This window comes from Glacieibacterium frigidum, from assembly GCF_007097155.1.
GTDB lineage: Bacteria > Pseudomonadota > Alphaproteobacteria > Sphingomonadales > Sphingomonadaceae > Glacieibacterium > Glacieibacterium frigidum.
Map to the genome: position 1 here is coordinate 1,246,258 of NZ_VJWA01000002.1, position 22,295 is coordinate 1,268,552.

General features: G+C 69.3%; 26 protein-coding genes and 1 pseudogene. 16 read left to right on the forward strand and 11 right to left on the reverse strand.

The window, feature by feature from the left end; translation table 11 throughout:
• The first annotated feature begins 1 nt into the window (after window position 1).
• Window positions 2-1,330 carry an ActS/PrrB/RegB family redox-sensitive histidine kinase gene (locus FMM06_RS15550; RefSeq protein ID WP_235889341.1) on the forward strand — a complete coding sequence of 443 codons (1,329 nt, stop codon included), beginning with the start codon at window positions 2-4 and terminating at the stop codon, window positions 1,328-1,330.
• An 11-nt stretch (window positions 1,331-1,341) separates the two neighbouring features.
• Window positions 1,342-1,866, forward strand: a complete 525-nt coding sequence (locus tag FMM06_RS15555; RefSeq protein WP_144335233.1) for an ActR/PrrA/RegA family redox response regulator transcription factor — start codon at window positions 1,342-1,344, stop codon at window positions 1,864-1,866.
• Here the strand turns inward: FMM06_RS15555 and FMM06_RS15560 are convergent.
• From FMM06_RS15560 to hemE, 5 genes and pseudogenes are all read right to left on the reverse strand, one after another.
• Entirely contained in the window at window positions 1,863-2,339 is a 477-nt protein-coding gene (locus FMM06_RS15560) for an MmcB family DNA repair protein (RefSeq protein WP_144335234.1), read from the reverse strand. The genes FMM06_RS15555 and FMM06_RS15560 overlap by 4 nt on opposite strands.
• Before the next feature lie 168 nt (window positions 2,340-2,507).
• Window positions 2,508-3,764 (reverse strand): transcription termination factor Rho, encoded by a 1,257-nt coding sequence (gene rho / locus FMM06_RS15565; RefSeq protein ID WP_144335235.1) that lies wholly within the window; start codon window positions 3,762-3,764, stop codon window positions 2,508-2,510.
• 123 nt (window positions 3,765-3,887) lie between these two features.
• Window positions 3,888-3,977 (reverse strand): annotated as a pseudogene (locus FMM06_RS17460) (PEPxxWA-CTERM sorting domain-containing protein); the annotation flags it as partial.
• 1,155 nt (window positions 3,978-5,132) lie between these two features.
• A complete protein-coding gene (locus FMM06_RS15575; RefSeq protein WP_144335236.1) occupies window positions 5,133-5,582 on the reverse strand; it encodes a CopD family protein in 450 nt (149 codons plus the stop codon).
• Window positions 5,579-6,604 carry a uroporphyrinogen decarboxylase gene (gene hemE / locus FMM06_RS15580; RefSeq protein ID WP_144335237.1) on the reverse strand — a complete coding sequence of 342 codons (1,026 nt, stop codon included), beginning with the start codon at window positions 6,602-6,604 and terminating at the stop codon, window positions 5,579-5,581. The genes FMM06_RS15575 and hemE overlap by 4 nt, the downstream gene beginning before the upstream one ends.
• 308 nt (window positions 6,605-6,912) lie before the next feature.
• On the opposite strand from hemE, the gene FMM06_RS15585 reads away from it, so the two are divergent.
• The 9 genes from FMM06_RS15585 (at window position 6,913) to FMM06_RS15625 (ending at window position 12,735) form a co-directional block, all read left to right on the forward strand.
• Window positions 6,913-7,752 carry a pyruvate, water dikinase regulatory protein gene (locus FMM06_RS15585; RefSeq protein ID WP_144335238.1) on the forward strand — a complete coding sequence of 280 codons (840 nt, stop codon included), beginning with the start codon at window positions 6,913-6,915 and terminating at the stop codon, window positions 7,750-7,752.
• Window positions 7,749-8,345, forward strand: a complete 597-nt coding sequence (locus FMM06_RS15590) for a Maf family protein (protein ID WP_144335239.1) — start codon at window positions 7,749-7,751, stop codon at window positions 8,343-8,345. Before FMM06_RS15585 ends, FMM06_RS15590 begins: the two co-directional genes overlap by 4 nt.
• Before the next feature lie 136 nt (window positions 8,346-8,481).
• Window positions 8,482-9,297, forward strand: a complete 816-nt coding sequence (locus FMM06_RS15595) for a shikimate dehydrogenase family protein (RefSeq protein WP_185965222.1) — start codon at window positions 8,482-8,484, stop codon at window positions 9,295-9,297.
• Window positions 9,294-9,887 (forward strand): dephospho-CoA kinase, encoded by a 594-nt coding sequence (gene coaE / locus FMM06_RS15600; protein WP_144335240.1) that lies wholly within the window; start codon window positions 9,294-9,296, stop codon window positions 9,885-9,887. Before FMM06_RS15595 ends, coaE begins: the two co-directional genes overlap by 4 nt.
• A gap of 8 nt (window positions 9,888-9,895) precedes the next feature.
• Window positions 9,896-10,561, forward strand: a complete 666-nt coding sequence (gene dnaQ, locus FMM06_RS15605) for a DNA polymerase III subunit epsilon (protein WP_144335241.1) — start codon at window positions 9,896-9,898, stop codon at window positions 10,559-10,561.
• 33 nt (window positions 10,562-10,594) lie between these two features.
• Complete coding sequence (gene hpf / locus FMM06_RS15610; protein ID WP_144335242.1) at window positions 10,595-11,188, forward strand: ribosome hibernation-promoting factor, HPF/YfiA family; 594 nt, start codon at window positions 10,595-10,597, stop codon at window positions 11,186-11,188.
• Window positions 11,185-11,622: a PaaI family thioesterase gene (locus tag FMM06_RS15615; protein ID WP_235889343.1), complete on the forward strand. Its 438-nt coding sequence runs from the start codon at window positions 11,185-11,187 to the stop codon at window positions 11,620-11,622. Before hpf ends, FMM06_RS15615 begins: the two co-directional genes overlap by 4 nt.
• Complete coding sequence (locus tag FMM06_RS15620) at window positions 11,619-11,942, forward strand: DUF1491 family protein (RefSeq protein ID WP_144335244.1); 324 nt, start codon at window positions 11,619-11,621, stop codon at window positions 11,940-11,942. The genes FMM06_RS15615 and FMM06_RS15620 overlap by 4 nt, the downstream gene beginning before the upstream one ends.
• A 175-nt stretch (window positions 11,943-12,117) precedes the next feature.
• Window positions 12,118-12,735, forward strand: coding sequence for a cell wall hydrolase (locus tag FMM06_RS15625; protein ID WP_144335245.1), 618 nt, complete (start codon window positions 12,118-12,120; stop codon window positions 12,733-12,735).
• Here FMM06_RS15625 and FMM06_RS15630 read toward each other — a convergent pair.
• The 4 genes from FMM06_RS15630 to FMM06_RS15645 all read right to left on the reverse strand — a co-directional run bounded on the left by FMM06_RS15630 (window position 12,732) and on the right by FMM06_RS15645 (window position 15,847).
• A complete protein-coding gene (locus FMM06_RS15630) occupies window positions 12,732-13,655 on the reverse strand; it encodes an iron-containing redox enzyme family protein (protein WP_144335246.1) in 924 nt (307 codons plus the stop codon). The two genes, FMM06_RS15625 and FMM06_RS15630, sit on opposite strands and share 4 nt — an antisense overlap.
• A gap of 90 nt (window positions 13,656-13,745) precedes the next feature.
• On the reverse strand, window positions 13,746-14,420 hold the full coding sequence (locus FMM06_RS15635; RefSeq protein WP_144335247.1) for a TPM domain-containing protein: 675 nt from the start codon (window positions 14,418-14,420) through the stop codon (window positions 13,746-13,748).
• Window positions 14,421-15,224 carry a TPM domain-containing protein gene (locus FMM06_RS17360; protein WP_144335248.1) on the reverse strand — a complete coding sequence of 268 codons (804 nt, stop codon included), beginning with the start codon at window positions 15,222-15,224 and terminating at the stop codon, window positions 14,421-14,423. It abuts the gene before it with no gap.
• A gap of 32 nt (window positions 15,225-15,256) precedes the next feature.
• Window positions 15,257-15,847, reverse strand: coding sequence for a LemA family protein (locus tag FMM06_RS15645; protein WP_144335249.1), 591 nt, complete (start codon window positions 15,845-15,847; stop codon window positions 15,257-15,259).
• Between the two features lie 154 nt (window positions 15,848-16,001).
• Here FMM06_RS15645 and mscL point away from each other — a divergent pair, with 154 nt between their 5' ends.
• Together mscL and FMM06_RS15655 are read left to right on the forward strand one after the other, a co-directional pair.
• Entirely contained in the window at window positions 16,002-16,427 is a 426-nt protein-coding gene (mscL, locus tag FMM06_RS15650) for a large conductance mechanosensitive channel protein MscL (RefSeq protein WP_144335250.1), read from the forward strand.
• Entirely contained in the window at window positions 16,424-17,194 is a 771-nt protein-coding gene (locus FMM06_RS15655) for a bestrophin-like domain (RefSeq protein ID WP_144335251.1), read from the forward strand. The genes mscL and FMM06_RS15655 overlap by 4 nt, the downstream gene beginning before the upstream one ends.
• Window positions 17,195-17,212: 18 nt before the next feature.
• Here FMM06_RS15655 and FMM06_RS15660 read toward each other — a convergent pair whose 3' ends face one another.
• The gene (locus tag FMM06_RS15660) at window positions 17,213-18,847 is read right to left on the reverse strand and encodes a DEAD/DEAH box helicase (protein WP_144335252.1); all 1,635 of its coding nucleotides are present in this window, start codon (window positions 18,845-18,847) and stop codon (window positions 17,213-17,215) included.
• A 157-nt stretch (window positions 18,848-19,004) separates the two neighbouring features.
• On the opposite strand from FMM06_RS15660, the gene FMM06_RS15665 reads away from it, so the two are divergent.
• Together FMM06_RS15665 and FMM06_RS15670 are read left to right on the forward strand one after the other, a co-directional pair.
• Complete coding sequence (locus tag FMM06_RS15665; protein WP_185965223.1) at window positions 19,005-20,204, forward strand: ATP-binding protein; 1,200 nt, start codon at window positions 19,005-19,007, stop codon at window positions 20,202-20,204.
• Window positions 20,201-20,566, forward strand: a complete 366-nt coding sequence (locus FMM06_RS15670) for a response regulator (protein WP_144335254.1) — start codon at window positions 20,201-20,203, stop codon at window positions 20,564-20,566. The genes FMM06_RS15665 and FMM06_RS15670 overlap by 4 nt, the downstream gene beginning before the upstream one ends.
• Here the strand turns inward: FMM06_RS15670 and msrB are convergent.
• Entirely contained in the window at window positions 20,563-20,937 is a 375-nt protein-coding gene (msrB, locus tag FMM06_RS15675) for a peptide-methionine (R)-S-oxide reductase MsrB (protein WP_144335255.1), read from the reverse strand. The genes FMM06_RS15670 and msrB overlap by 4 nt on opposite strands.
• Window positions 20,938-21,007: 70 nt before the next feature.
• Between msrB and FMM06_RS15680 the strand changes: the two genes are divergently transcribed.
• On the forward strand, window positions 21,008-22,291 hold the full coding sequence (locus FMM06_RS15680) for an APC family permease (protein WP_144335256.1): 1,284 nt from the start codon (window positions 21,008-21,010) through the stop codon (window positions 22,289-22,291).
• Window positions 22,292-22,295: the final 4 nt, after the last annotated feature.

Below are 22,295 nucleotides of genomic sequence, written 5' to 3' on the forward strand. Positions count from 1 at the left end.
CATGGTCGGCGATCTGTCGCAGGCCTATGACAGTGGGATGACGCCGTCGCCCTCGCTTGTCGCTGCCGCGCTCGAACGCCCCGGCGTTCGCGTGCGCACGCTGGTGACATTGCGCTGGATCGCGATCGGCGGGCAGTTCGCGACGCTGATCTTCGTCGGGCTGTACCTGCGTTTCCCGCTGCAATGGCCGTCGCTGATCGCGGCGATCAGCGCGGCCGCCGTGCTCAACCTGGGCCTCGCGACGCTGTACCCGCGCAATGCGCGGCTGCAGGGCAATGCGGTGCTGCTGCACCTGGCGTTCGATCTCGTCCAGGCGGGCGTGCTGCTGTTCCTGACCGGCGGCATCGGCAATCCGTTCGCGATCCTGCTCGTCGTGCCGGTGACGATCTCGGCGACCCTGTTGCCGGCGCGCGCGATGGCGGCTCTGCTCGTGCTCGCGGCGGCGATCCTCGGGATCCTGTGGCACTGGGCGCTGCCGCTGCCGTGGCGGGCCAACCCGCCGGTGCTGCCCGACCTGTACATGTTCGGTGCCGGCGTCGCAGTGCTGATCGCGATGACCTTCCTCGGCTCATACGTCTGGCTGGTCTCGGCTGAATCGCGCGGCCGGGCGCGCGCGCTGGTCGCCACCGAGGCGGCGCTCGACCGCGAGGGCAAGATGTCGGCGCTGGGCGCGCTCGCGGCCGCTGCGGCGCACGAGCTTGGCGGGCCGCTGGGCACGATCACGCTGATCGCGCGCGACCTCGTCAAGGCGCTCGGCGACGATCCGGTGCACGGCAAGGACGTCCGCCTGCTCGATGCCGAGGCGACGCGCAGTCGCGGCATCCTCGTCGGCATCGCCCGCCGCGCCGAGGCCGAGGAGCCGCTGCCGCGCCTGCCGCTCGACGCCGTCCTCCACGAAGTCGTCGCGACCCAGGGACCGGCACGCGTCCGCGTCACCGTCCGCACCCACGGCGACCTGCCCGTCGTGCGGCGCACGCCCGAGCTGCTCCACGGCCTTGCGAACCTCGTCGACAATGCCGTGCGCCACGCCGGTTCGGCAGTCGAACTCCACGCCTCCGCCGACGCGTCGCGCGTCCTGGTCACCGTCGGCGACGACGGGCCGGGGTTCGACGCGGGGATCCTGCCGCACCTCGGCGAACCCTATCTGGGGCCCTCGCGTTCGACCAGCGGTGGTACGGGCCTCGGCGTCTTCATCGCGACGACACTGATCGAACGCACCGGCGGGCGGCTGGAGTTTTCCAACCGCGATACCGGCGGGGCGTGCGTCGAAGTGCGCTGGCCGCGCACCCATATCGAAAGCCCGGTCGCCGGCGCGACCGTGGCCGGTTGAAAGGACCCGAGATGACCAACCAGTTGCTGCTCGTCGACGACGATGCACCGTTCCGCCAGCGCCTGCAGGTAACGCTCGAACGCAAGGGCTACACCGTGCACGGCGCGGGCAGCCTCGCCGAGGCGCGCACCCTCGTCGCGCAGGTGACGCCGACCCACGCGGTGGTCGACATGCGGCTGGGCGACGGCAACGGCCTCGACCTGGTCGACGAGCTGCGCGGGGTGTCGCCCGAGATGCGGATCGTCGTGCTGACCGGCTACGGCAACCTCGCCACCGCGGTCGCGGCGGTCAAGGCGGGCGCAGTCGACTATCTGGCCAAGCCCGCCGACCCCGACGAGATCATCCGCGCGCTCGAGGCCGAGCCCGGCGAAAAGCCCGCCGCCCCCGCCGAACCGATGTCCGCCGACCGCGTCCGCTGGGAGCATATCCAGCGCGTCTACGAGCTGTGCGAGCGCAACGTCTCGGAAACCGCGCGGCGGCTGAAGATGCACCGGCGGACGCTGCAACGCATCCTGGCTAAACGGTCCCCGCGCTAGTCGGTCAGCATTTCGCCGACGCCCGGATCGCTCGCCCAGAGCAGGCGCTGCGCCGCGCGGCGGGCGAAGCGCAGGGTCTCGGCCTTGCGCCGCGCCGCGCTGAGCGGCACCCAGGGGGCGGGGCGGAGTTCGGCGGCGTCCCAGCGGTCGGCGACGATCAGCCCGCAGCGGTCGGGCTGGAACCAGTCGGTCGCGAAGTCGCCGAGCGGGAAGCCTTCGGGAACCGCCCAGAAGAAGCGGTCGCAATAGTCGAGATATTCGGGCCACTTGAGGTCGCCGCGCAGGTCGGCGGTCGACACCTTGACCTCGACCAGCGTGATCCGCCCCTGTGGATCGAGCCCGACGATGTCGGCGCGGCGGTGGTTGCCGAGGGGAACCTCGTTGAGCGGCGCGATGCCGGCGCGGTGAAGCAGCCGCGACACGCCGCGGACGACGTCGGCGGCGATCAGCCGGTCGGGGGCGAGAGTGGCCATCTGCGCGTCATAGCGCGAACAGGTGGAGAACGAAAGCAAGGGCGGTCGGCAAAGCCGCCGCTGGCGTCGGACGGGATGCTGCGCGCCCGCCGGCCGGACCGGCGCGAGTCCGCGCCGTAAGCGGAAATTCGCTGCGCAAATTTCTGCTTACGGCGGGCCGCGCTCGGTCTAGTGATTCATCGCGTCGAAGAAATCCTCGTTCGTCTTCGAGTCCTTCATCTTGTCGAGCAGGAACTCCATCGCGTCGATGGTGCCCATCTGCATGAGGATGCGGCGCAGCACCCACATCTTCGACAGGGTCTGCTTGTCGACGAGCAGTTCCTCCTTGCGGGTGCCCGACTTGCCGATGTCGATCGCCGGGAAGACGCGCTTGTCGGCGATCTTGCGGTCGAGGACGATTTCGCTGTTACCCGTGCCCTTGAACTCCTCGAAGATCACCTCGTCCATGCGGCTGCCGGTGTCGATCAGCGCGGTCGAGATGATGGTGAGCGAGCCGCCCTCCTCGATGTTGCGCGCCGCACCGAAGAAGCGCTTGGGGCGCTGCAGGGCGTTGGCGTCGACACCGCCGGTCAGCACCTTGCCGCTCGACGGCACGACGGTGTTGTAGGCACGCCCCAGGCGGGTGATGTTGTCGAGCAGGATGACGACGTCGCGCTTGTGCTCGACCAGGCGCTTGGCCTTCTCGATGACCATCTCGGCGACCTGGACGTGGCGCGTCGCGGGCTCGTCGAAGGTCGAGCTGATGACCTCGCCGTTCACCGTGCGCTGCATGTCGGTGACCTCCTCGGGCCGCTCGTCGATGAGCAGCACGATCAGGTAGACCTCGGGGTGGTTGGTCGAGATCGCGCGCGCGATGTTCTGCATCATGATGGTCTTACCCACCCGCGGCGGCGCGACGATCAGGCAGCGCTGGCCCTTGCCGAGCGGCGCGATGATGTCGATGACCCGCGCCGACTTGTCCTTGACGGTCGGGTCGAGCGTGTCGAAGCGCAGCTTCTCGTCCGGATACAGCGGCGTCAGATTGTCGAAATTGACGCGGTGGCGGACGACCTCGGGGTCGTCGAAATTGATGCCGGTCAGCTTGGTCAGCGCGAAATAGCGCTCGCCGTCCTTGGGGGCACGGATCTCGCCCTCGAGCGTGTCGCCGGTGCGGACGCCGAACTTCCGCACCTGTTGCGGCGAGACATAGATGTCGTCGGGGCCCGCCAGATAATTGCTTTCGGCCGAGCGCAGGAAGCCGAAGCCGTCGGGCATGACCTCGACGGTGCCCGATCCGGTGATCGGCTTGCCGTTGTCCGCCTCGGTCTTCAGGATCGCAAACTGGATGTCCTGCTTGCGCAGCGTCGACGCGTTCTCGACGCCGAGCTCCTCCGCCATGGTCACGAGTTCAGCGGGGGTTTTGCGCTTGAGGTCTTGCAGATGCATGTGGTCTTGACTTCGTTATGTCGACGCAGCTGTCGCGAGGGAGACTGGCGATGGCGGACGGGGTTCAGCGGCCCGCCAGGACGGCGGTGCTGCAACCAGACCTAAGATGCGTGCCCGCCGTCGTCAAGCCGCGAGTGCGCGCCGCCGCCGCAGCGCCGTGCCGACCATCCCGAAGCCGCCGATCAGCAGCGCCCAGGTCGCGGGCTCGGGCACCATCGACAGCAGATAGCCGCGCTGGACGCCGTCGGGCGTGTCGCCGAAGCCGACGATCTGCCCGGCGTCGTTGATCGCCTGCGCGGCATAGGTCGTGTAGCCGGCCGGCAGGTCGACCAGGCTGTCGAGCAGGAAGCCGTCGTAGCCGGTGCCGTTGAAGAACCAGATCAGGCCGGTGACCGGCCCCAGATCGCCGGTATCGGCGTCGATCGCCTGACCGAAGCCCACGACGGTGCCGAAGTTGTTGATGCCGCGCGTCGTCGTGGTGTCGAACCCGTCCATGGTCAGCAGGAACTGGTCGCTGCCGCGCCACACCGCGCCGGTGCCGAACTGCGCGAGCGGACCGCCGAACACCTGGCCGGCGACATCGCCGCGGTCGTTGATCTCGCGCGCCCGCGACGAGACCTGTCCCTCGCCCAGAACCAGCACTTCGGCAGTGCCGCCGACACCGCTCCAGCGCACGGCGCGGAGGGCGTTGTTGCCGGGGCCCGAACGCAGCATGCCGGCGATCTGGCCGTCGTCGCCGATCGCGACGGCATTGCTGTTGCAGGGTGCCGAAGCGCACGGGTCGGCGAGCAGCAGCCCCTCGGTCGCGCCGCTGATCCAATAGGTCGCGCGCTGGCTGCCCAGCGCGATATTACCGACCGGTACGCCGCCTTCGGACAGGCCACCGATGGTGCCCGAGACGAGGCTGTAGCCGACGGTGGTGAAGCCGTTGCTGATGTCGAAGGCGCCGGCGGCGGCAAAGCCGGTTGCGCCGAACAGCTGCGTCGCGCCGCCCGTGGTGACCAGCGCGGCGCGGTCGTCGACGATCGTCATCGCGGTGCCGTCGCCCTGCACGACCGCCGCGGCGACCCCCTGGTTGTTGATGCCGCGCGTCGACGCGGTGAAGGCGCCGCCGAGCGTCGGCGTCTCGACTGGGGTGCCGCTCTCGAAGCGCGCCAGCCGGTTGGTCTGCGCGCCGAAGCCGGATTCGCCGGTGATCAGCCCGTTCTCGCTAATCGCGCGAGCGGCACTGCTGGTGTCGCCGGGCAGGGACCCGAGGTCGGTGAAGCTGTAGCGCGGCGCGGCCGTGGCGGCAGTGGCGCAGACGGTGGCGGCGACGACGATCCTGAGCAACATCAACGGACTCCGGCAACTGAGCGCCGACTTAAATCATTCCGTGAAAGGTTTGACCACCGCCAAAATCACGATGACGATCGTCGCGAGTGCCGGGACTTCGTTGAGCAGGCGCAGGGTCTTCTCGGCATAGGGGCGCTGCCCGGCTGCGAATTTCTTCGCCGTGCCGACCAGCCAGCCGTGATACCCCGACAGCGCGAAGACCACGACGATCTTGATGTGCAGCCAGCCCGAGCCCGCGAAGCCGTACGACGTCGCCGCCATCAGCCCGAGCACCCAGACGAGGATCAGCCCGGGATTGAGGATGATGCGGGTGATGCGCGCATTGCGCTCGTTCCACAGCCTGTCCTCGGGCGACCCGGGCGCGCTCGCCATTTGATAGACGAGGAAGCGCGGCAACATGAACAAGCCGGCGACCCAGAAGATCACCGCGATGACATGGAACGCCTTGACCCAGTCGTAGGCGCCCCCCAGCCAGCCGGTCACCCGCCCCGCACCATCGCGAGGAACTCCTCGACGTGTGCGATCGGCGTGTCGGGCAGAATGCCGTGGCCGAGGTTCATGATGTGCGGGCGGTTCTCGAACGCGGCGCGGATGCGCGTCACGCTGTCCTTCAGCGCCTGGCCGCCGGCGATGAGTGCCAGCGGGTCGAGGTTGCCCTGCACCGGCATGCCCGGCGGCAGCATCGCGTCCGCCCACGCCGGATCGATCGTCTCGTCGAGGCCGACCGCGTCGATGCCGGTCTCGGCCGCGTAGGCCGCGAGCTTGGCGCCGGCACCCTTCGGAAAGCCGATGATCGGCACCTCGCCGTGGCGTACCATCAGGCGCCCGACGATATCGGCGGTCGGCGCGATCACCCAGCGCTCGAATTCCGACGGCGCGAGGCTGCCTGCCCAGCTGTCGAACAGCTGGATCGCCTGCGCGCCCGCCTGGATCTGCCCCGACAGGTAATCGACCGTGGTGTGGACGATGCGGTCGATCAGCGCCTGGAAAGCGACCGGGTCGCGGTACGCGAGCCGCCGCGCCTCGGCATGGTCCTTCGATCCCTGGCCCGCCACCATATAGGTCGCCACCGTCCAGGGAGAGCCTGCGAAACCCAGCATCGCGATCTCGGGGGGCAGTGCGGCGCGGACGTTGCGCACCGTGTCGTAGATCAGCTGGAAGCGTGTCGGATCGGCCTCGAGCATGTCGAAGGCACCGTCGAACAGCGGCGGGGTCAGGCGCGGCCCCTCGCCGGGCCCGAAGGTCAGATGCTGCCCCAGCGCGTGCGGCACGATCAGGATGTCGGAGAACAGGATCGCACCATCGACCCCGAAGCGCTTGATCGGCTGGAGCGTGATCTCGGCCGCCGCGTCGCTGTCGTAGACGAGTTCGAGGAAGCCGCCCTTCGCTTCGCGCAGTGCGCGATACTCGGGGAGGTAACGCCCGGCCTGGCGCATCAGCCAGATCGGCGGGGGGTCGCGGTGCTCGCCAGCGAGGACGGCCAGGATCGGTGCGGTGGTGATCATCGGGAGGCTCAATGCCGCGTGCACCACTGCCTTGCAAAGAATCTTTAGAAGGTAAGAGTGGTAGTGGTGCAGTGAATCCTGTGGATTATTGCGGTTCTGTGAAGCTGCACACAGGCCGCGCGGCGGCGACTCGCCGATTTCGGGCGAGTCGGAGAGTTACCCCCGTTGTCCACAGGGCGGTCTGTGGACTCATTCACCGCTTGATGACGGTCCTGTGAAAACCGGCGGGGCGGGGTGGAAGTCGCGCCTTGCCGCATTCCGGCCCCGCGATTAACGCTTGGTGCAATGCCTGTCCCCAGCCTTGTCAGATGACCCGCCTGCACCTCCACCTGGTCAGCGATTCGACCGGCGAAACGCTTGAATCGGTTGCCAAAGCCGGTTGCGCGCGGTTCGAGGGCGTCGAGGCGATCAAGCATTTCTGGCCGATGGTGCGCAGCGAAGGCCATCTCGACCGCGTCATCGACGAGATCGCCAAGCGCCCGGGGCTGGTGCTCTACACGCTCGTCGCGTCGCCGGTGCGCGCGAAGCTTGAGGACCGCTGCCACGCCATGGGGCTGCCGATCGTCTCGGTCCTCGACCCGACGATCGACGCACTGTCGCAGCTGCTCGGGCAGGTCGCGACGACGCGGCCCGGGCGCCAGCACCTGATGGACGACGCCTATTTCCGCCGGGTCGATGCGATCAACTACACGATGGCGCACGACGACGGACAGGGCGCCGACAACTGGGAGGAAGCCGACATCATCCTCGCCGGCGTGTCGCGCAGTTCGAAGACGCCGACCGCGATCTATCTGGCGAACCGTGGCTACAAGACCGCCAACATGCCCGTCGTGCCGCAGTCGCCGCCGCCGCCGTCGCTGTTCCGCTTGAAGCATCCGCTGATCGTCGGGCTGACGACCTCGCCGGCGCGGCTCGTCGAGATCCGCCGCAACCGGCTGCTGACGCTCGGCCAGACGCCCGACACCGATTATGTCGAACTCGACCGCGTGACGGCCGAGGTCGCCTATGCGCGGCGGCTGTTCGCCGATCACGACGTCACGGTGATCGACGTGACGCGGCGATCGATCGAGGAGACTGCCGCGGCGATCATCAATCTCGTCCAGGCGCGCCAGGATGGCCGCGACGCGGGCGCGACGGGCGCGGCATGACTTTGGTCCTCGCCTCGACCAGCGCCAGCCGCCAGGCGATGCTGCGCGGCGCCGGCGTGGCGTTCGAGGCCGTCGCACCGAACGTCGACGAGGACGAGATCAAGCGGGCGATGGTCGCTGCCGGCGCCCGCGCGCGCGATGTCGCCGATGCGCTTGCCGAGGCGAAGGCAGTCAAGGTGTCGCGGCGGCTGCCCGGTGCGCTGGTGCTGGGCAGCGACCAGATCCTCGAATGCGCCGACGGGACCTTGCTCGACAAGCCCGAGGGGCGTGCGGGTGCCGCGGCGCATCTGCGGCGCCTGATGGGGGCCGAGCATCGGCTGGTCTGCGGTGCGGTGATCGCGCTTGACGGGGTCGCGGTATGGCGGGTGGTCGACACCGCGCGGCTGGTCATGCGGCCGCTGTCGGACGCGTTCATCGCCGATTATCTCGACCGCGAGGGCGATGCGGTGCTTGGCTCGGTCGGCGCGTACCGGATCGAGGCGTTGGGCGCGCAGCTGTTCGGCCGGATCGACGGCGATCATTTCACCGTGATGGGCCTACCGTTGCTGCCGGTGCTCGACTTTCTGCGGGTGCGCGGGGTGCTGGCGTCGTGATCTTCACTGCTCTCTCGTCATGCTGGCGAACGCCAGCACCCATGGTGGTGCGAAACCTGCAGGATCGTTGTCGCACCGCGATGGGTGCTGGCGTTCGCCAGCATGACGAACAGGAAGAAGAGCGCGGCGCACCCGAATGAGCATCCCCTACGCCGAAGTCATCGGTGACCCGATCGCCCAGTCGAAATCGCCGCTGATCCACAAATTCTGGCTCGGCAAGCTGGGGCTGGAGGGCGATTATCGCGCCCACCGGGTCACCGCCGCCGACCTCCCCGCCTATATCGCCGAGCGCAGGGACGACCCCGCCTGGCGCGGCTGCAACGTCACCATCCCGCATAAGTTGGCGGTGCTCGATCTCGTGGATGACCCCGGCGGGGTGCGCGCCAGCATCGGCGCGATGAACACCATCCTGCGCGGGTCCGACAGCACGCTGACCGGCACCAACACCGATGCAGCGGGGTTCTTCGCGCCGTTGACGGGCCTCGACTTGAGCGGGCGGACGGCGGTCGTCGTCGGCAGCGGCGGTGCGGCGCGCGCGGTGCTGTTCGCGCTGTCGAAGTCCGACGTCGCGCGCGTCGTCGTGCTGGCGCGCAACCCATTGAAAGGCGCTGGCCTGCTCGCGCAGTTCGGGCTTAAGGGCGAGGCGCATCCCCTCGCCCGGCGGCTGCCGGTCGATGCGGCGTTGCTGGTCAACGCGACCTCGCTCGGCATGACGGGCCAGCCGCCGCTGGCGCTCGATCTCGGCCCCCTGCCCGACGACGCGCTGGTCTACGACATCGTCTATGCGCCGCTCGTCACCCCGCTGCTCGCCGAGGCGGAGGCGCGCGGGCTCGAGACCGTCGACGGGCTCGAAATGCTCGTCGGCCAGGCGGCGCTGGCGTTCGAGCTGCTCTTCGGCGCGGCCGCCCCTCGGGACCATGACGACGAACTGCGCGCGCTGCTGACTGCATGATCGTCATCGGCCTGACCGGCTCGATCGGCATGGGCAAGTCGACCGTCGCGGGCATGTTCCGGCGGTTGCGCGTGCCGGTGTTCGATGCCGACGCGACGGTGCACGCGCTCCAAAGTCCGGGCGGGGCGGCACTGCCGGCAATCGAGGCGGCGTTTCCGGGCACCACCAGCGCGGCAGGCCTCGACCGGCAGAAGCTCGGCGGCATCGTCTTCGCCGACAAGGCGGCGCTCAAGCGGCTCGAGGCGATCGTCCACCCGCTCGTCGGCGCGGCTCAGGCGCACTTCCTGCAACGCTGGCGGCGCAAGCCCCTCGTCGTCGTCGACCAGCCCTTGCTGTTCGAGATGGGGGGAGCCGACAAGGTCGACCTCGTCGTCGTCGTCTCCGCGCCCGCCGAGGTCCAGCGCGCCCGCGTCCTCGCCCGCCCCGGCATGACCGCGGCCAAGTTCGAGGCCATTCTCAAACAGCAGCTGCCCGATGCCGAGAAGCGCGCCCGCGCCGACATCGTCATCCCCACCGGCAGCGGCTGGCACCCGACGTGGCGTGCCGTCCGCGCCCTCGTCACTTGTCTGAACGGGCCCGAGCGCCGATAACATGCCATATGCGTGAAATCGTCTTCGACACCGAAACCACCGGGATCATGCCGGGCGACGGCCACAGGATCGTCGAGATCGGCGCGCTCGAACTCGTCGGGCGCGTGCCGACCGGCCGCCAGTTCCACACCTATATCGACCCGTGCCGCCCGATGCCCAAGGACGCGCAGGGGGTGCACGGCATCAGCAGCGCCTTCCTGGCGGGCCAGCCGACTTTCGAAGCGGTGGTCGACGACTTCCTGGCGTTTATCGAGGATTCGCCGCTCGTCGCGCACAACGCCGTGTTCGACTTCGGCTTCGTCAATTACGAGCTGAAGCGCGCGGGCATGAAGATCATCCCCGACAGCCGCGCGGTCTGCACGCTCGAGCTGTCGCGCAAGAAGCATCCGGGTGCAAAGCACACGCTCGACGCGCTGTGCGGCCGCTACGGTATCGACCTGTCGGCGCGTACCAAGCACGGTGCGCTGCTCGATGCCGAGCTGCTGGCGCAGGTCTATGTCGAACTGCTCGGCGGGCGGCAGATCGGCCTCGACCTCGCGACCGAACTGGTCGCCGAGACCACGGCACCGGTGCGTACGCTGGTGGCGGCGCGCGAGCACGAAGCGTCCGACGCCGAATTGCTGCGCCACGCCGCGTTCGTGGCGAAGCTCAAGGACCCCGTCTGGCTGTCCTGAGCGTTGGTTTGCGTACCAGAAGAGGAGACGAGCATGGACATTCGCGTTTCGGGCCATCAGGTCGATGCAGGCGCGGCGTTCCGCGAGCATGTCGAAACCCGGCTGACGGCCCTCGTCGACAAATATTTCCCGCGCGCGATCAAGGCGAGCGTAACCCTGGGGCCGGGGCCGCACGGTGATTTTACCTGCGATATCGTCATGCACGTCATGGCCGACCTGATCCTGAAGGGTGCCGGCCGCGCGCAGCTGGCGCAGGCCGCGTTCGACGGTGCCGCCGAGCGCATCGACAAGCAGCTGCGCCGCTACATGCGCCGCCTGAAGGACCGTCACGGCCCCGGCAACGCCGTGCAGAACGGCGCGGTGCTGCCCGAGCTCGATTCGGGCGTCTTCGACAACGCCGGCTACACGGTGTTCGCCGCCCCGCCCGAGGAGGAGCCGCACGACAGCCCGCTGATCATCGCCGAGACGCGCGTCGACATCCCCGATGCGACGGTCGGTGACGCGGTGATGATGCTCGACCTGCGCAACACGACCGCGCTGCTGTTCAAGAATGTCGGTACCGGCGCGCACAACATGGTCTATCGCCGCGAGGACGGCAGCATCGGCTGGGTCGAGCCGCGCGCTTGAGCCCGGAGGCGCATCACCGTGCGCTCGAACGCCTGTACGCCAGTGCGCCGATCAACCATGCCTTCGCGAGTGCGCTGACCGTCGTCGAGGCCGGGCGGACGCGCATCGCGATGACCGCCGGCCCGGAGCATTTCCACGCCGGCGGTGCGGTGCACGGCACGCTCTACTTCAAGCTGCTCGACGATGCGGCCTTCTACGCGGCGAACAGCCTGGTGGCCGAGGTGTTCATGCTGACCACCGCGTTCAACATCCTGATGACGCGCCCGCTCGGTCCCGGGCCGATCGTCGCCGAAGGGCGCTGGGTGTCGGGCGAGCGCCGCGTGCTGATCGCCGAGAGCTGGCTGATCGATGCCGAGGGGCACGAGGTCGGGCGCGGCACCGGCACCTTCATGCGCAGCCGCATCCCGCTGGCGTCGCTACCCGGCTACGCATGACGCCGCGGCTTTCGGCGCGGGTGTGGACGAGCGCGCTGCTGCGCCGCGTCCATGCCGGCGGCGGGTTCGCAGCCGTGCTCCACCGCGGCGACGACATCGCGGGCAGCGTCGCGCTGATCCACCGCCACGGCCGCGCGGTGCGGGCGCTGCAGCGGCGGCTGGGCGCGGGCGGCGAGTATGAATGGAGCGTCGCGGCGACCGGAGAATCGGTCGACGCCTGGGTCGCCAAACAGCGCGGCTATGACCCCGATCTGTGGGTAATCGAACTCGACACCCCGGATGCTGCACGGTTCATCGACGAAACGATCGCGGCGAGTTGACCCTCTGACCCGCGATTGTAATCCGGCGTTCATGCACGCCGGACCTGTGGGCGGGACCGGTGCTCGACAACCCAAGCGGACCTGATCCGGTTCAGCCCAGCGACCTTCGACCAACCGTTTGAATACGGTCGAAGCGAGCGGACCGGAAACCAGGCCGTGGGTGACAGACGGACGAATGACCAACAAAGTTCATAATTTTGTCCGGCTCGGCGGTATCGCCCTGGCCAGTTTCGCGCTTCTCGCCGCCGGTGAGTTGCCGCAGTTCGAAGCGAACACCCCCGTCGCCGATGCACCCGTAGCCGCGCCAGCGCCCGTCATCGCCGCCGACACCGACGCCCTCCACGACGACGAGACCTCCGCCCCCAGCGTCGAGCCCGTCCGTCCCGCCTCACTCAACCAGCTCGTCGCCGACATCGCGGCGCTCCCCGCCACCCCGCTCGATGCCGAAGCCAAGTGCCTCGCTCGCGCCGTGTTCTTCGAAGCCCGCGGCGAGCCACTCGAGGGCCAGCTTGCGGTCGCGCAGGTCATTGTCAACCGCACCAATTCGGGGAAATATCCGAAGAGCGTGTGCGGCGTCGTCGATCAGCCGCGCCAGTTCACCTTCGCGCGCCGCTCGATCAATACCGGGTCGGCCGATTACCGCACCGCGCAGGCCATCGCAGTGATCGCTCAGGCCGAGCGCTGGCTGCAGGTCGCGCCGCGCGCCATGGCGTTCCATGCCAAGCACGTGTCGCCGGGTTGGGGCGGCATGGAGCGCGTCCGCAGCATCGGCAATCACATCTTCTATCGTTAAGCGGCGACCGACTTCCGGTCCCATAGTTCCGAACGATAGCGCGCGAAGCAGCGGGCACCGCATTCGAGGCGCATCAGCGCGCCTTCGGCGATGAAGCGCGCGGCCTCCGGGAACTCGCTGACGATCGGGATCAGCGCTTCCTTGTTCCATTCGGCCGAGTGCTTGACGTCGAGCACGGCGTGCAGGTCGAAATAGCGCCGGTCCTTGTCGCCGTAGCCGAGGCGGCGCAGGCCCGCTGCCACTGCCGCCGAACGCGCCGGCGCGGTTAGTTCGATGACCCCGAGCGCACCGACCGAGTGCCAGACGTAACGGCGCGACGTTGCGAACGCGACCATGGAGTTCGCCAGCGCCAGCGCCTCGACGACGGTCGTCTCGATCTTGGGCTTGAGCTCCAGCTTCTCGGCGAGCGCATCGAGCATCGGCCCGTGCATGCCGGCCATGTTGCCGCGGCCCATCTCGTCCCAGTAATTGCGCGCCAGCTCCATCTTGGCGCGCGGCGGCAGCTTGACCTGCGTCAGCGCGACGAGATCGTCGAAGCCCGCTTCACCGGCGACCTCCTGCTCGAGATAATATTTCAGCTCGTCGAGGGTCGCGTGATCGGCGAGCCACGGGAACAGCGCATCGCCCTGACCCGGACCGGTCGCGAGCAGATCCTCAAACCAGGCGACGAATCCCTCGGCGTCGGTCGGCGCGGCGGCAGCGCGATCGGCGACGGCAAGACGCTCCTGCTCGATCCAGTCACCCTCGGCGAGACGCATGCGCGCCTCCTCGTGGATGTTCGCCTGCCAGTCGGTCGACGGCACTGCGGTCGCCAGGCGGGCACGGTTGAAGCGCGTCAGCTGCTCCTGGAAAACGTTCGAACGGCGGTCGTCGGCAAGTGCCGACGCGCGCGGGTTCCCGCGCGTAAAGGGTGTCAGCATCTGGAAATTCCCGTGGCTCGCGCGGCTTGAAGCCGCTTGTTCATGCACGAGAAAACAAGGGAACTTCCGATTCGGTTCCGTGCTGCGGCGTTACAACTCTATCAGCCGGTCGGGCAGTTCGTTGGGATTGTCACGCAGTTCGGGCGGGAAATGCTCGGCGAGAACGCCGCCCGCCAGCGCCACTGCGTCGACGAAGCCGCGGGCCGCGTCGCCGGCCTTCAGGCCCGCGATCAGCGCCGCGACGGTGGTGCCCCAGAACTCAGGGGGGACCTTCGCATAGATGCCCTCGTCGGCGACGACCTCGGCGAGATGGTCGGCCATCGAGACGTAGATCAGGACGCCGGTACGCGCCCGCGTCCGCCCGATACCGCGGGCACGGAACTGGCTCAGCGCCTCGGCATGGACGCGCTCGCGCTTGATGGCGCGCGGGGTCAAGGCTGCGCCGAGACCGGTGTAGGCGACTAGCGCGGCGGCAACGGCAAAGATCACCGCCTGGACGACCGAATAGGCCTCGATCCCCGCACGCAGGTCGGCCGCAGGATCGGCACTCCAGCCTCGCCACGGCATCAGCGCGGCGAAGTCGGCACCGAGCAGCACCGCAGCGAGTGGCAGCGCGAAGGCGATCAGCGCAGCGGCCGCGAGGCCGGTGCTGACATAGCGATGCTTCTGCTCGGTGACGACGCAGACGATCTCGCCCGAGGTGCGCAGCTCGGCGTCGGCGATCGCCGATGCGATGCGGTCATGGTCGGATGCGCTGAAGGCCATCTACCAGCTCCCGCTCGCGCCGCCGCCGCCGAACGAACCGCCGCCGCCCGAGAAGCCGCCACCGCCGCCGCCGCCACCCCAGCCGCCGCCACCACCGCCGCGACCGCCGCTCAGCACCGAACTCGCGACACCCCAAAGGATCGCCTCGCCGATGCCCGACGAGCGTCGCCCGCGGCCACCGCCGCCACCGCCGCCGCCGCGAAAGATCGCCGACAGGATGAAGGCGCCGATGATCAGCAGCCAGATGATGCCGCCGAAGCCGCCGCCGCCCGACGAGCGGCGCTCGCGCGGCGCAGCCTCGGCCGCCGCGACATTGGCGCGTGCCTCACCGGGGGGTAGCTGCAGCTGCGCGATCAGCGCGTCGGTACCCGCGACGACGCCGCCGGGCAGGTCGCCGGCCTTGAAGCGCGGCAGGATCTCGCGAGAAATGACGAGCGCAGCGAGGCCGTCGGTCAGCCGCTCCTCCAGCCCGAAGCCGATCTCGACGCGCACCTTGCGGTCGTTGGGCGCGATCAGCAGGATGGCGCCGTTGTTCTTGCCCTTCTGGCCGATGCCCCAGGCGCGGCCGAGCTGATAGCCGTAGTCGTCGATCGGATAATCCTGGAGGCTCGGCACCGTCGCGACGACGAGCTGCGTGCCCGTCGACGTTTCCAAGGCCTCGAGCTTCGCCGTCAGCGACTGCACGACGTCGGCAGGCAGCACGCCGGCAGCGTCGGTGACGCGACCGGTCAGCGGCGGGAAGGTCGGCGCTGCGACTGCGGGACCCGCGAACGCGAGCAACCACAGCAGCAGCAGCGCGAACACTCCCCGCCCCCACGAGGGGGCGGGGTGATGGCTCAGAACGTCACCACAGGAGCGTTCTTTGCACCCTCGCTGGTCGCCTTGAAGGGCTGCAGCGGCTTGGCGCCATAGATCACCTTGGCGCCGATGACGCTCGGGAAGGTGCGGATCTCGGTATTATAGTCGCGCACCGCCTCGTTATAATCGCGGCGCGCGATGTTGATCCGGTTCTCGGTCCCCGCGATCTCGGCGCTGAGCTGGGTGAACTGCTCGTTCGCCTTGAGGTCGGGATACTTCTCGACGCTGACCAGCAGGCGGCCGAGCGACTGCGACAGCGCACCCTGCGCCTGCTCGAACTGGCCGACCGCGGCGGGATCGCTCAGCTTGGTCGGATCGACGGTGATCGACGTCGCCTTGGCGCGCGCGTTGGTGACCTGGACGAGCGTGTCCTGCTCGAACTTGGCATAGCCCTTCACGGTGGCGACCAGGTTGGGGATCAGGTCGGCACGGCGCTGATAGCTCGACTCGACGTTGGCCCAGGCGGTCTTGGCGTTTTCCTCCTTGGTCGGGATCGTGTTGACGCCGCAGCCTGCGACGGTGGTCAGCAGGGCCAGCGGCAGGGCGACGCGAACGAACGAACGGACCATCGATTTCTCCATCGTGTCGGCCGGACGACCCGGCCATGCGCAACTAAGTAGGTGTGTTACGCGCGCGGAACAGGGGTGGGCCCAGGATTTTTCGCACTCTTGCGCCGTAACAGCCGTTCGGGCTCAATGCTCGCACGTCCGTAAGGAGAGTAAGATGATCGGCGAGTTCAAGGCATTCATCGCGCGCGGCAACGTCCTCGACCTGGCGGTCGCGGTGATCATCGGCGTCGCCTTCGGGGCGATCGTCACGTCGCTGACCGACGATATCATCATGCCGCTGATCGGCGCGGCGACGGGGGGCATCGATTTCTCCAGCCATTTCGTCGTGCTCGGCGCGATTCCCGCCGACTACACGGGCTCGCCGACCGATTATGCGGCGCTGAAGAAGGCCGGGGTCGCGCTGTTCGGCTGGGGCGCCTTCCTGACCGCGGTGATCAACTTCCTGATCGTCGCGTTCGTCGTCTTCCTGCTCGTCCGTGCCGCCAACAAGGCGATGCCGCCGGCCGTGGTCGAGACCGTGACCCCGGCGAGCGAGGTGCTGCTGGCCGAGATCCGCGACGAACTGCGCCGCCGTCCGTGACCCTGCTCGACGCGCTGCCCGTCTGGCTGACCGCCGCGCTGCTGTTCGGCCTGCTCGTCGCGATCTGCGAGGGCGGCGCGCATATCCACCGCGACCGTGGCGAGGCCGACCAGGCCGAGGAGGGGCATCTCGTCGGCGCGGCGCTCGGCCTGCTGGCGCTGCTGCTGGGGTTCACCTTCAGCCTGGCGCTGGGGCGCTTCGAGGAGCGGCGCGAACTGGTGGTGCACGAGGCGAACGCCATCGGCACCGTCTGGCTGCGCGCCGACCTGCTGGCGCCCGAGCCGCGCGCCGAGACGCGCCGGCTGCTCATCAGCTATGCCGATGCACGGCTGCAGCTCGCCGCTGCCGGCGAGGATGCGCAGGGCGTCGCCGCTGCAGATGCGCGCACCGAGGCGCTGCAGCGCGACCTGTGGCGCGTCGTGACGCCTGCGGCTGCCGTGATGGCGAACGCGCCGCTGGGGGCCGCGACGGTGTCCGACCTGACCGACATGTTCGACCTTGCCGACGCGCGCCACGCCGCGCTCCGGACGCGCATCCCGACGCGGGTGGTCGTCGTGCTCGCGCTCTATGCGCTGATCAGCGCGGGGATTCTGGGTTACACGACCCAGCGCGGCAAGCTGCGTCACCGCCTCGCGACGACGGCTCTCCTCGCGCTGCTGGCGATGACGATCGGCATGGTGCTCGACCTCGACCGCCCGCGCTCGGGCGCGATCGTCGTCGACCAGTCGCCGCTCGAGGATGTCCGCGCCGCGATGCGCGCGGGTTAGCGGCGCGATTGCTGCCGCCTAGCGGCGGGGCGGCGGACCGCGACGGGGTGAGGGCGGCCGGCGTGCCGGCTCGGGGGCATTGCCCGCGGCTTCGATGATCACGCTGGGGTCGCCGTCGTCGGTGCGCTTCAGTGCCGCGACGAAGCGGCTGGCGAGTGGCGTCGGAATTTCGAAGCGCGTCTCGCGGTCGAAGATGCGGATCGCGCCGATATCCTTGCGCGTCAGGTGGCCGCGGCGGCACAGATAGGGCAGCAGCCAGCGCGGATCGGCATTATTGACCCGCCCCGTATTGACGCGGAACCAGACGACATCCTCGAACCCCTGGCGCGGCGCCTCGGCCTCGCCTCGCTGCGGCGGGCCGCTGTCGGTCATTTCCTCGGGTGCAGGCAGCGACGCGCGGTAGCGGCGCAGCAGCGCGGCGGTGATCGCCACCGCGTCCTTCTGCGCGAGCAGCGCCTCGGCGGCGGCGGTGTCCTCGCCCGCGTCGCCGATCTCGTCGATCAGGCGGGCATCGTCCTTCGCGGCGATCGCCGCGGCGGACGGCACGTCCTCCCACGTCGCGCGGATGTTCGCCTCGCGCAGCATCCCCTCGGCGCGGCGGCGCTTGGGATAGGGGACGAGGACGACGCAGACGCCCTTCTTGCCGGCGCGGCCCGTACGACCCGAACGGTGCTGTAGCACCTCGGCGTCGTGCGGCAGCTCGGCGTGAATGACGAGGCCCAGGTCGGGGAGGTCGAGCCCGCGGGCCGCGACGTCAGTCGCGACGCAGACCCGGGCGCGGCGATCGCGAAGGGCCTGGAGCGCATGGGTACGCTCCGACTGGCTCAGCTCGCCCGACAATGCGACGGCGGCGAAACCGCGCTCGACGAGGTTGGCGTGCAGGCGGCGGACACCCTCGCGGGTTGCGGCGAACACCATCGCCGCACCGCTGTCGTGATAGCGCAGCACGTTGACGACCGCGGCTTCGAGGTCGTTCGGCGCGACACGCACCGCGCGGTAGTCGATGTCGCCGTGCGCTTCCGCAGCACTGCCGACCTGCAGCCGCTCGGCGTTCTTCTGATAGCGCTTGGCGAGCGCCTGGATCGGTTTGGGCAGGGTCGCCGAGAACAACAGGGTGCGGCGCTCGGTCGGCACCTGGTCGAGAATCTCCTCGAGGTCGTCGCGGAAGCCCAGGTCGAGCATCTCGTCGGCCTCGTCGAGGACGACGGCGCGCAGGTCGGTGGTCGCGAGATTGCCGCGCTCGAGGTGATCGCGCAGGCGGCCGGGCGTGCCCACGACGATATGGGCGCCGCGTGACAACGTCCGGCTCTCCTCACGCACGTTCATGCCGCCGACGCAGGTCGCGACGACCCCGCCCGCATCGGCGAACAGCCATTCGAGCTCGCGCGCGACCTGCAGTGCAAGCTCGCGCGTCGGCGCGATGATCAGCGCCAGCGGTGCCGCGGCGCGGGGGAAGCGGGTCTGCTCGCCCAGCAACGGCCCAGCGAGGGCGAAGCCATAGGCGACGGTCTTGCCGCTGCCGGTCTGCGCCGAGACGATCAGGTCGCGGGTCGGATCGGCGGCGAGGACGGCGGCCTGGACGGGGGTGGGCGCGGCATAGCCACGGGCGATGAGCGCGCTGCTCAGCGCGGGGTGCGTATCGGAAAAGGGCATGTGTTGCGCGATACGCGCACAATGGGGCGCGGACAAGGCAGGCTAACCATCCCGGCTTCGCAGCGGCAAGGCTTTGGCGTATCAAGGCGCGTTACCCGGTTTCGGACCCGGGGGCGGGGGTATGCGACGGCCTGCGTATCGGGCCGGGGGGCGGGGAATGATCGAGTATCTGCACAAATTGCTGGCGGGCCAGGGGCTTGCCCCTCACGGCTTTTGCCTGTTGTGGGACCCGGCGCTGATCTGGACGCATGTCATCACCGATGCGTTGATCGCCGCTGCCTATTTCTCCATCCCCGTCGCAATGGGCTATTTCCTGCTGAAGCGGCCCGACGTGCGCTTCGGCTGGGTGGCGTGGCTGTTCGCGGTCTTCATCCTGGCCTGCGGCGCGACGCACGTGATGGGCATGTGGGTGCTGTGGTACCCCGACTATGGCCCGCAGGCGCTGGTCAAGATCGTCACCGCGGTGGCGTCGGTCGTGACTGCGATCGCGCTGTGGCCGCTGCTGCCCAAGGCGATCGCGCTGCCGTCGCCGCTGCAGCTCGAGACCGCCAATGCCGACCTGCGGCTGCGCGTCGACGAGCGTGATGCCGCGCTGGTGGCGCTGGGCCGCGAGACCGCCGAGCGCGAGCGCACCGAGGACATGCTGCGCCAGTCGCAGAAGATGGAGGCGGTGGGCCAGCTGACCGGCGGCATCGCGCACGACTTCAACAACCTGATGACGATCATCGTCGCCAATCTGGACCGGGCGCTGCGCCTGCCGCCGGGCGACCCGCGCACCACCACGACGCTGGAGAACGCGCTGACCGGTGCGCGCCGCGCCGCCACGCTGACTGATCAGCTGCTCGCCTTTTCGCGGAAGCAGCCGCTCGATCCCGGCGTCCACGACCTGAACGATCTGGTCGCGCGCACCGCCGACCTGTTCGCCGCGACACTCGACGCCGGGATCGCGGTCCAGACCGAGCTGCCCCCCGGCGTCTGGCCGGTGCGCGTCGATGCCAACCAGACCGAGAACGCGCTGCTCAACCTCGCGGTCAACGCGCGTGACGCAATGCCCGACGGCGGCACGGTGACGATCCGCACCCTAAACATCGCCGCGGGCACTCGCGACGACGCCCCGCCGGGTGACCAGGTGATGATCGAGGTCGCCGACACCGGCACCGGCATGTCGCCCGAAACCATCGCACGGGCGTTCGAGCCGTTCTTCACGACCAAGGGCGTCGGCCAGGGCACCGGCCTCGGCCTCGCTCAGGTTTACGGCTTTATCAATCAGTCGGGCGGCCGTATTGCGATCCACAGCGTCGAGGGTGAGGGCACGACTTTGCGCATCTTCCTGCCGCGGGCCCTGGGCCCGACATGACCGGCCGGCCAACCGTCTTGATCGTTGAGGACGAGGCGCTGATCCGCGACGTCGTCGCGATGGAGTTCGCCGACGCGGGCTATGAAGTGCTCGAGGCCGAGGATTGCGACGAAGCCTTCGCGCATCTGGATGCTGACACGCCGATCGACCTGCTGTTCACCGATATCCGCCTGCCCGGCGACCTCGACGGCTGGGACATCGCACGGCGCGCGCGTGAGCTGCGCCCGGCGCTGCCGGTGTTCTACGCCACCGGCTACAGCGCCGACGCGCCGCGCCTCGTCCCGGGCGGGCAGTTCTTCCGCAAGCCCTACCGCCCGCTGGCGATCATCGACGCGGCGCGCGCGCTCGGCATCAACCCCTAGGCGCTGGGCTCGAAGTCGAGCGCGACGCCGTTGATGCAGTGGCGCTTGCCCGTCGGCGCGGGGCCGTCGGGGAATTCATGGCCCAGATGGCCCTTGCAGTTGGCGCAGTGCACCTCGGTCCGCGTCATGCCGAAGCTGCGGTCGACGGTGCGCTCGACGGCACCCGGGATCTCCTCGAAGAAGCTCGGCCAGCCGCTGCCGCTGTCGTACTTGGTGCCGCTGTCGTAGACGGCGTTGCCGCAGCCCGCGCAGTGATAGACGCCGGTGCGCTTTTCATAGTTTAGCGGGCTGGTGCCGGCGCGCTCGGTGCCGTGCTCGCGCAGCACGTGGCGTGCCTGGGGGGACAGCTTGTCGTCACGGATATCGGTCATGGGCGGCTCCTTTTTTCCTAGATAGGAATACGCGTGCGGCCCGGCTAGGTTACAGCCGGGGGACAGGCACATGAGCGATACGGCGCGACCGTTCGGCTTCTGGACCGCGACGGCACTCGTCGTCGGCGGCATGATCGGCTCGGCGATCTTCGTCCTGCCCGCCGCCCTCGCACCCTTCGGCTGGACCGGCGTGCTGGCGTGGGTGGTCGGGATCGGCGGCGCGCTCTGCGTCGCCTATGCACTGGGGCGGCTGGCGGCGACGATGCCGCATTCGACCGGGGCGATCGCGGTGACCGGCGCGGTGCTCGGCGACCTGCCCGCGGTTCTGATCGGCTGGAGCTACTGGATCTCATGCTGGGCGGCGTGCGCCGCTCTGTCGATCGCGGCGACCGGCTATCTGGCGGTATTCTGGCCGGCGCTTGCGGCAACGCCGGCGCGCGGTGCCGCAGCCGCGCTCGTCATCCTGTGGCTGCTGACCCTGCTCAACCTGCGCGGTGCCAGGGCCGCGGGGCGCTTCCAGATTGTCACGACGTTGCTCAAGCTGTTGCCGCTGCTGGTCGTCGTCGGCATCGTCGCGCTCGCCGCCGGGGCGGGCGAGGTGACGCCGCCCCCATTGCCCGCCGCCGCCGACGTTTTCGCGGGCCTGACACCGGCCGTGACGCTGACCCTGTTCGCGCTGGTCGGCTTCGAGGCGACCGGTGTCGCTGCCGAACGGATCCGTGATCCGGGTCGCACGGTGCTTCGCGCGACCATGGCGGGCACTGCGCTGACCGGCGTCCTGTACCTGGTCGTCGCAACGGGCATCGGCTTCATGCTGCCGCCCGAGCGGCTGGCCGGGTCGGTGACGCCGTTTGCGCTGTTCGTAGAGACCTTCTGGGGCCGCGGCCCGGCGCTGCTGGTGGCGCTGTTCGCCGCCGTCGCCGCGATCGGCGCGCTTGGCTGCTGGGTATTGCTGCAGAGCGAGGTGCCGCTCGGCATGGCGCGCGCCGGGCTGCTGCCGCGCTGGTTCGGCATCGTTTCGGCGCGCGACGTTCCGGTGCGCGTCACCCTGTTGTCGAGCGTGCTGGCGAGCGTTCTGATCCTCGCCGCGGGCAGCGACAGCCTTGCGGGCCTCTACGTCTTTGTCGGCAAGCTGGTGACCAGCACGACGCTGTACCTCTACCTCGCGATCTGCGTCGCTGCGCTGATCCGCCGCGTCGCGGTGATCCCTGCGGCGCTTGGGGTGCCGTTCACCCTCTGGGCGATGTGGGGCGCGGGGATTGAGGCGAGCGGACTCGGGCTGCTGCTGACCCTGACCGCGCTGCCGCTCTACTGGATGAGGGGCCAGGGGGCGATTGCGCCCCAGCCGCGTTAAGCCC